The sequence below is a fragment of the Psychrobacter sp. 1U2 genome (assembly GCF_051847575.1).
The window spans coordinates 1-1,100 of sequence record NZ_JBPYDC010000428.1 but is presented as its reverse complement, the minus strand read 5'-3'; the positions used below and the strand labels follow the sequence as shown (position 1 = coordinate 1,100).

At 41.3% G+C, this 1,100-nt stretch carries 1 protein-coding gene; it reads left to right on the top strand.

The window, feature by feature from the left end; translation table 11 throughout:
* Window positions 1-185 precede the first annotated feature (185 nt).
* Entirely contained in the window at window positions 186-935 is a 750-nt protein-coding gene (ispD, locus tag ACS8FD_RS16335; RefSeq protein WP_439260422.1) for a 2-C-methyl-D-erythritol 4-phosphate cytidylyltransferase, read from the top strand.
* Window positions 936-1,100 lie beyond the last annotated feature (165 nt).

The following is a 1,100-nucleotide window of genomic DNA, read 5'->3' as shown; positions in this document are numbered from 1 at the left end:
ATTAAGCCAAACGAGACCTTTGTACAAGTATCAACTGCACCCACCACCCATAGTCATCAGTAGCTTTTTGATATTTCATCAAATCCTTCTTATATAACGGTGATTCTGTTTATTTCTTTGATAACTTTCAAGCTTTGTCTTTTTTAAGCAACGTTGTGATGGGCTTAAATCATGAGTAGCACGTTATGAATACTAAACCTAGTGTACACGCGATGATTGTCGCTGCAGGTCGCGGTAGCCGTTTCGGTGCATCTGTCGCTAAACAATACACAAAATTGCAAGGGCAGACGCTACTACAAAACAGTGTCGCAAGGCTTGCTAGTAGTACCTATATTGATAAATGCTTATTGGTTATAGCAGCAGATGACAGCACGGCACAGATCTTAGATTTTGCGCTTCCTATAGATTACGCTATAGGTGGCAACGAGCGTTGGCAGTCAGTACAAGCAGGCGTAGAGGCTATTGCTAACGCGGGTGCTAAGGACTCAGATCTGGTTCTTATTCACGACGCTGCGCGTCCTGCTGTACCACGTTCTGATATTGATAAAGTGATTGAAGCGGCAATACTGGAGCCTTATGGCGCGATTCTAGCCACTCCTGTGGCTGATACCCTTAAAGTGTCTACTGACTCTAACGATCAATATGAACCCACAGATAGACCTGTAAGTACAAACAATCAGCACTCTTACATCAAACGTACGTTTGATCGTAGTCATATGTGGCAAGCGCAAACGCCGCAAGTATTTCGCTTAGGTCAATTGCAGCAAGTATTGGCTTATGTGTCTGAACATCAGCTGGTGATTACAGATGAAGCCAGTGCTTTTGAGCATCTAAACCTTCCTATTCGATTGGTTGATGGCAGTCGTCAAAACATCAAACTTACTTATCCTGACGATATTATATTGCTAGCCGCTATCCTAACTGCTCAAAACTAATACCCTCCTTCTTTTTACATCACTATGACTATCAGTAGCAATCTTAGTACGCTACTGACTTTTCTAATAATACTCATTTTCGTCGTTATAAATATTTATCGGCATAGAGCAGTAACAAAGAGAATGAAGTAGAACGTTTTTATTCTACCTCTTTTTTGATCTTAA